Here is a 7,068-nt window from a genome sequence, read left to right as displayed (position 1 = left end):
TACACCTGAAATTCTACCCCCCTCTACAGTACTCTAGTCCGCCAGTTTCAAATGCTGTTCCGAGGTTGAGCCCCGGGCTTTCACATCTGACTTAACGAACCACCTGCATGCGCTTTACGCCCAGTAATTCCGATTAACGCTCGCACCCTCCGTATTACCGCGGCTGCTGGCACGGAGTTAGCCGGTGCTTCTTCTGTCGCTAACGTCAAATAATGCAGCTATTAACTACACTACCTTCCTCACGACTGAAAGTGCTTTACAACCCGAAGGCCTTCTTCACACACGCGGCATGGCTGCATCAGGCTTGCGCCCATTGTGCAATATTCCCCACTGCTGCCTCCCGTAGGAGTCTGGACCGTGTCTCAGTTCCAGTGTGGCTGATCATCCTCTCAGACCAGCTAGGGATCGTCGCCTTGGTGAGCCATTACCTCACCAACTAGCTAATCCCACCTGGGCATATCCTGACGCGAGAGGCCCGAAGGTCCCCCTCTTTGGCCCGAAGGCATTATGCGGTATTAGCCATCGTTTCCAATGGTTATCCCCCACATCAGGGCAATTTCCCAGGCATTACTCACCCGTCCGCCGCTCGACGCCGTTAACGTCACCCGAAGGGTCAGTTAACTCGTTTCCGCTCGACTTGCATGTGTTAGGCCTGCCGCCAGCGTTCAATCTGAGCCATGATCAAACTCTTCAATTTAAGATTTTGTTCGGCTCAATGAATACTGAACATTACATAAGTAATGTTTGAATTGACTGTGCTGAATCTTTCGATTCAATGGTCACTTCGTTTCATTGAAACCTAATTTGATACCGCTCTTTATTAAGAGAAATATCTAATTTGATTATCATCAACGAGTGCCCACACAGATTGATAGGTTTATATTGTTAAAGAACAGTACTTCAAGGGATAAAAACTATCGTTTTTGAGCTTTTCCGCTTTCCGTTGAAGTGGGCGGCCATTTTAACTAGATAACTTGTCGTGTCAACCACTTTTTTCAAATTATTTTCGTTTAGCCTTTTGCCCTCCAGACCTTTCAGGCTCTTGCTTTGCCGCCTTCCCGTCTGGTGGTGCGCATTATAGGGAGTTCCTTTTCTGGTGCAACCCCTTTTTTAATATTTTTTAGAAAAAAAGCGCTTTTGCTGAAAATTGCATCACAAAAGCAAAAGGAGAGTATAAAAACTCTCCTTTTGGCCACAAAACTCTAACATTTAGATAAATGCGTAAGCATCACCAAACATATGATCAGACTTTGCTTGCTTCGTTTGCGTGAACTGCTCACGAGCAGCACCGGCCATTTCAAATCGTCCTGCTATATAGATATCGAAATCCGCCAATGTATCGAAATCGTCACTTACTGCTTGCAGCACATTACCTTTTTTCCCCGACCAATCCGCTAGTGCTTCTTCAATCACAGGAATGAACTGGATACGCTGATGCTTGTCAGCAATTTCCATCATTTCTTTTTTGGCATAAAGCTGAGCTTCATCACGACCACCCCAATAAAGATGGATCGGCTGTTCTATATTTTGGCTAATACAGTGATCAAGAATAGAGCGCACGTAACTAAATCCTGTGCCTCCCGCGATAAGCAAAATAGGTCGCTGATTGTCTTCACGAATCCAAGCTTCACCATGAGGAGCATCAATCGTGATGTCCCCTCCGTTTGCTAGCGCTTGTTTCATCGATTCGACGACCTCAATAGCGTACGCATTGTGCTCAGCTGCACCAATGTGCAGTTCGATCTCACCTTCGTGACGACAAGGACTACTCGCAATCGAGAAAGGGCGCTTATCGGCCTCCCCCATTACGACCATTAAATACTGACCAGCTTTAAAGCTCACTGGCTGCTCAGGGTGCAACAAGATTTGATAGGTATTTGCTGCTAAGGGCTCAATCGACTTTACTTTACATTTTATTGTCATGTTTTATCTCTTTTATTCGTCACTGAAGGTGATCACTAGATCGCTTTCAGCATAAGCAAGGCACGAGAACATCCAACCTTGCTGCTTTTCTTTCTCAGTTAACATTGGCTCTAGATCATAACTGACTTGCCCAGACTCTATTCGACATAAGCACGAAGCACAGGCTCCGACTTGGCATCGATGTGGAAACGCAAGATTTTGGTTGAGCGCTGCCTCTAAGATGGTTTCCCCATCGCTAACCGTAAATCCAAGATTCTGAGGCTTTAGCCAAACACGCCTGCTCATAAGATATTAAGCTCATCCCAAATAGCGTCTATCTTCTCGACCAATTGTGGATCTTTCTTTATTGGAACCCCCCATTCGCGCTCCACTTCTGTTTCCAGTTTGTTGGTGGCATCGAATAGAGCTCGAGAACTCACATCATTGATAATGACAGTATCACGAGCCGGATCCATTCTTGTAGTGATTGCCCAAATTACATCATTCCAGTCTCTAACATTGACGTCTTCATCACACGCTACCATAAACTTAACGTCAAAGTAGCGAGCGGCTAAATCAGCAATACCTTTCATTACTGCCACTGCCTGACCCGCGCGTTGTTTATTCAATGTCAGTAGCACCATCCGACTTGTCCCTGTTCCCGGCGCGACATACACATCGATAATTTCAGGATACTGGGTAACGATCTCGGTTTTTAATGCATTTTCATCAAATGCCTGAGTCGTTAAGGTAGATGGTGACGTTCCAAATTTACTCGCTCCAAGAGCAATCTCTGCATCCCACTTTATTGTTGCATCCAGACCCATTTTCGAACCAAGCCCAACAACCGGAGAGGCAAAGTCCAAAGAGTCAATGGGGGTGCTTTCAATCATCAACGTATCTCGACCTGGCAACATATGCTCATTCATCGCCTGAGTGACGTCAGTCCAACTGCGAGCATTGACACTTTCATCGCAAACAATAACAAACTTGGTATACATAAATTGTCGAAGGAATGACCATACCCCCATCATTACCCGTTTTGCATGACCAGGGTATTGCTTTTTCATTGTCACGACTGCCATGCGATATGAGCAACCTTCCGGTGGAAGATAAAAATCCTCTATTTCAGGAAATTGCTTTTGTAAAATTGGCACAAAGACTTCGTTAAGCGCCACACCTAATACGGCAGGTTCATCCGGTGGACGTCCAGTATACGTGCTGTGATAGATAGGATTCTGACGCATAGTAACGTGAGTAATGGTAAACACATGGTGTTTTTCTACTTCGTTGTAGTAACCCGTGTGATCACCATAAGGTCCCTCATCTGCAAACTCATTCGGGTCAATGTAGCCTTCAAGAACGATCTCCGCACTCGCCGGAACCTCTAAATCGTTACTGATGGATTTGATCACTTCAGTTTTTTCACCCCGTAATAAACCAGCAAACGCGTACTCTGACAACGTATCTGGTACAGGAGTTACCGCCCCTAAGATAGTGGCGGGGTCTGCACCGAAAGCAACCGATACTGGAAAAGGTTTACCTGGATTGGTTTCCATCCAATCACGTAGATCTAATGCGCCACCTCGGTGAGCAAGCCAGCGCATGATGATTTTATTCTTAGCGATCTTCTGCTGACGATAGATACCTAGGTTTTGTCGCTTCTTATTGGGTCCTCTCGTTACCGTCAGCCCCCAGGTAAGAAGTGGCGCAACATCGTCTGGCCAACAGCTCATCACTGGAATTTTATCAAGATCGACTTCTTCACCTTGCCAAACTATTTCTTGGCACTTTGCCTTGCGCAATCTTTTGACGGGCATATTGAGGACTTGTTTAAAGACCGGAATCTTATCGATCGCATCTTTAAATCCTCTCGGCGGCTCAGGCTCTTTTAGGTAAGCCAATAACTTACCCACTTCACGAAGCTCAGAGACCTGCTTACGCCCCATACCAATAGCGACTCGTTCAGAAGTACCAAACAAATTGGTTAGCACAGGAACATCGTAACCAATTGGGTTTTCGAACAATAATGCCGGACCACCCGCTCGCAATGTGCGGTCACTGATCTCCGTCATTTCATAGTCTGGGTCGACAGGGTGAGAAATGCGTTTAAGTAGCCCTTGGTTTTCCAAGTGCTGAATAAAATCTCTTAAATCCTTAAAATTCATAGGGGTAACATCGCCTTGAAAGATGTTCGCATTATATACGCAAACCCACCTATGAGTGAAATTTGCACGTCAAACAATGGATGATACTAGTTGGACAAAGCCTGCATAATCAGACTCGTTTTTACTTGATTGTTGGATGAAACCACATCTCTAACCCAACCACTATGGCCATTTTGCGCTAATTGAGTCGCAACGAAGCTGGCATCGTCAACACTTGTCATACGAGCAACCAGAAACTGTTTTACGTTCTCAGGTAACGGACTAATACTGGCCAGTTCTGTAATGGCTTGTTGTTTTAAACTAGGATTACGAGATGCAAGCATGATCTGTTGCATCGCGAAAGGCGATTTCACCTGAGCCAAACGTTCTAGTTCAGCTTGACTGTGATAGTCCGCGCGCATTTTCCAAAGCAGCTCATACAACTTTTCATCCTGATTAACTTGCGCCATACGTACTAACACGCGAGTTGAAGGTAACCACTCGGTAATCGTTGCCTCTGTCAGTTGTTTGGTCAAATAGGCATTGGCTTCTAATGACAGACTATCAAATTCATGAACTAATAAATCTTCCCGTATTTGCCTGTCGTAATCCGTTCCCTGTGATAGCCAATCTCGCAGCACAAGATCTTCCCTTTCAACTCGCAATATGAATTCGAGAGTTTTTTGGTCACTGTTCCAACTTTTTATCAGGCGAGCAGAGATAGCGGGATAATTAAACGCAGGTATTGAAAATTCATAACCATCACCGCGTTCCAACATGGTATAGGTCGTAGGGAGCGATTTTTGACTTTTTACGAAGATCGCCATTTTGGGCGTCAAGATGATGCCGCGCTGCTCGATTTCTTGTAACAGCACATACCTAGCCACCTCCTGTTGAGGAAGCGCCAAACGATTAAGAGCAAATTTTAATCCATCAATCTCATCTTTCATCACCAAGTCCATATATTCGGTGACTTTTTGCTGAACAATAGGATTATTGATCCATTGATTGACTTCTTGTTGCGTCATCTCCTTCGACGCGAATGCTGGTAGCGATAACAACGCAGCACATGATAGGAGAAGAGACGCTAACCATCCTTGTAGCATATTAACCTCCTGTTAACACTTTTGATATTGTGCGCTGGAAAGAGGTTAAGTGCAAACAAAAACGCCACCCATATTGGGTGACGTTTAAAATCTGAGATTTGCTGTCAGCTTAAAATGTATTACTGACGACGCATCGCATCAAAGAACTCATCATTCGTCTTCGTCATTGCTAACTTATCAATGAGGAACTCCATTGCGTCTGTTTCGCCCATAGGGTGAACAATCTTGCGCAGAATCCACATTTTCTGTAGCTCATCAGGCTTAGTCAACAACTCTTCACGACGTGTACCAGAGCGATTAAAGTCAATAGCTGGGAATACACGTTTTTCAGCAATCTTACGGTTTAGGTGCAGTTCCATGTTACCTGTACCCTTAAACTCTTCGTAGATAACTTCATCCATCTTAGAACCAGTATCAACTAGAGCTGTTGCGATGATAGTTAGGCTTCCACCTTCTTCTACATTACGAGCGGCACCGAAGAATCGCTTAGGACGATGCAGGGCGTTAGCATCAACACCACCAGTAAGTACCTTACCAGAAGAAGGAACTACCGTGTTGTAGGCACGCGCTAGACGAGTGATAGAGTCTAGTAGGATAACCACGTCTTTCTTGTGCTCAACAAGGCGCTTCGCCTTCTCAATCACCATTTCAGCAACTTGCACGTGACGAGACGCTGGCTCATCAAATGTCGAGGCAACTACTTCACCTTTCACTAGGCGTTGCATCTCGGTTACTTCCTCTGGACGCTCATCGATAAGAAGAACCATCAATTCACATTCAGGGTGGTTATGCGCAATACTTTGAGCGATGTTCTGCAGCAGCATTGTCTTACCCGCTTTTGGCGGAGCGACAATCAGGCCACGTTGACCTTTACCAATCGGAGATGCAAGGTCAAGAACACGAGCGGTAATGTCTTCTGTTGAACCGTTACCACGCTCCATTATCATGCGTTCGTTAGCATGTAGAGGTGTTAAGTTTTCAAAAAGAATCTTGTTACGCGCGTTATCAGGTTTGTCGTCATTAACCGTGTTAACTTTTAACAGCGCAAAATAGCGCTCACCGTCTTTAGGTGGACGAATCTTACCAGCGATTGAGTCACCAGTGCGAAGGTTAAAACGACGAATCTGACTTGGAGAAACATAGATGTCGTCTGGACCTGCTAGGTACGAACTGTCTGCGCTACGCAGGAAACCAAAACCGTCTTGAAGAATCTCTAAGACCCCGTCACCAAAGATATCTTCACCACTTTTCGCATGGGCTTTTAAGATGGCGAAAATGATGTCTTGCTTACGCAGACGAGCTAAGTTTTCCAGACCAAGAGATTCGCCAAGTTTAACGAGCTCAGAAACAGGTCTGTTCTTCAATTCTGTTAAGTTCATTGTGGTGGATGTTTGTTTAGTCAAAATAGGATCTGTTTTGTTATTAAGAAGGATTTGGTCTCAGGATCGACCAAGAAGTGAACACTTGTTTATTTTACGTGCGATAAATTATCACTAAAACTGAGTCTAGTCTAGCTTTGAAAAAAACAAAACCGTGTATTTGTTAAGATACACGGTTTTCATTACTTTTCATTATAGATTCGCATCCAAGAACTCTTTAAGTTGAGTCTTTGATAATGCACCAACTTTCGTTGCTGCTACGCCACCATCTTTGAAAAGAAGTAGCGTTGGGATACCGCGAATACCAAACTTAGGTGGAGTACCTGCGTTTTGGTCAATGTTAAGTTTGCCGATAGTGAGTTTGCCTTCGTACTCCTCTGCGATTTCATCGAGGATTGGGGCAATCATTTTACAAGGACCACACCACTCCGCCCAGAAGTCAACAAGAACCGGGCCTGCAGCGTTAATTACGTCAGTTTCAAAACCGTCATCCGTCAGCTGCAAAATCTTTTCACTCATCTTTCACTCCGATAT

6 protein-coding genes and 1 rRNA gene are annotated in these 7,068 nt (G+C 44.8%); all 7 read right to left on the bottom strand.

All coding sequences use genetic code 11. The annotated features are described in order from the left end of the window. Nucleotides 1-697, bottom strand: a 16S ribosomal RNA gene (locus tag VTH8203_RS19300); the annotation flags it as partial. A 512-nt stretch (nt 698-1,209) separates the two neighbouring features. After that, a complete protein-coding gene (fre, locus tag VTH8203_RS19295; RefSeq protein ID WP_096995109.1) occupies nt 1,210-1,923 on the bottom strand; it encodes an NAD(P)H-flavin reductase in 714 nt (237 codons plus the stop codon). 12 nt (nt 1,924-1,935) lie between these two features. Continuing rightward, the gene (locus VTH8203_RS19290; RefSeq protein WP_096995107.1) at nt 1,936-2,208 is read right to left on the bottom strand and encodes a 2Fe-2S iron-sulfur cluster-binding protein; all 273 of its coding nucleotides are present in this window, start codon (nt 2,206-2,208) and stop codon (nt 1,936-1,938) included. Further along, entirely contained in the window at nt 2,205-4,070 is a 1,866-nt protein-coding gene (gene ubiD, locus VTH8203_RS19285; RefSeq protein WP_096995106.1) for a 4-hydroxy-3-polyprenylbenzoate decarboxylase, read from the bottom strand. Before ubiD ends, VTH8203_RS19290 begins: the two co-directional genes overlap by 4 nt. Before the next feature lie 86 nt (nt 4,071-4,156). Continuing rightward, complete coding sequence (locus VTH8203_RS19280; RefSeq protein ID WP_096995104.1) at nt 4,157-5,155, bottom strand: hypothetical protein; 999 nt, start codon at nt 5,153-5,155, stop codon at nt 4,157-4,159. 119 nt (nt 5,156-5,274) lie between these two features. After that, nucleotides 5,275-6,534, bottom strand: coding sequence for a transcription termination factor Rho (rho, locus tag VTH8203_RS19275; RefSeq protein ID WP_096995103.1), 1,260 nt, complete (start codon nt 6,532-6,534; stop codon nt 5,275-5,277). Nucleotides 6,535-6,726: 192 nt separating this feature from the next. Beyond that, nucleotides 6,727-7,053, bottom strand: coding sequence for a thioredoxin TrxA (trxA, locus tag VTH8203_RS19270; RefSeq protein WP_096995101.1), 327 nt, complete (start codon nt 7,051-7,053; stop codon nt 6,727-6,729). Nucleotides 7,054-7,068: the final 15 nt, after the last annotated feature.

The organism is Vibrio thalassae, assembly GCF_900089835.1.
GTDB lineage: Bacteria > Pseudomonadota > Gammaproteobacteria > Enterobacterales > Vibrionaceae > Vibrio > Vibrio thalassae.
The sequence above is the reverse complement of the archived record's forward strand: the minus strand, read 5'-3'. Positions and strand labels throughout refer to the sequence as shown.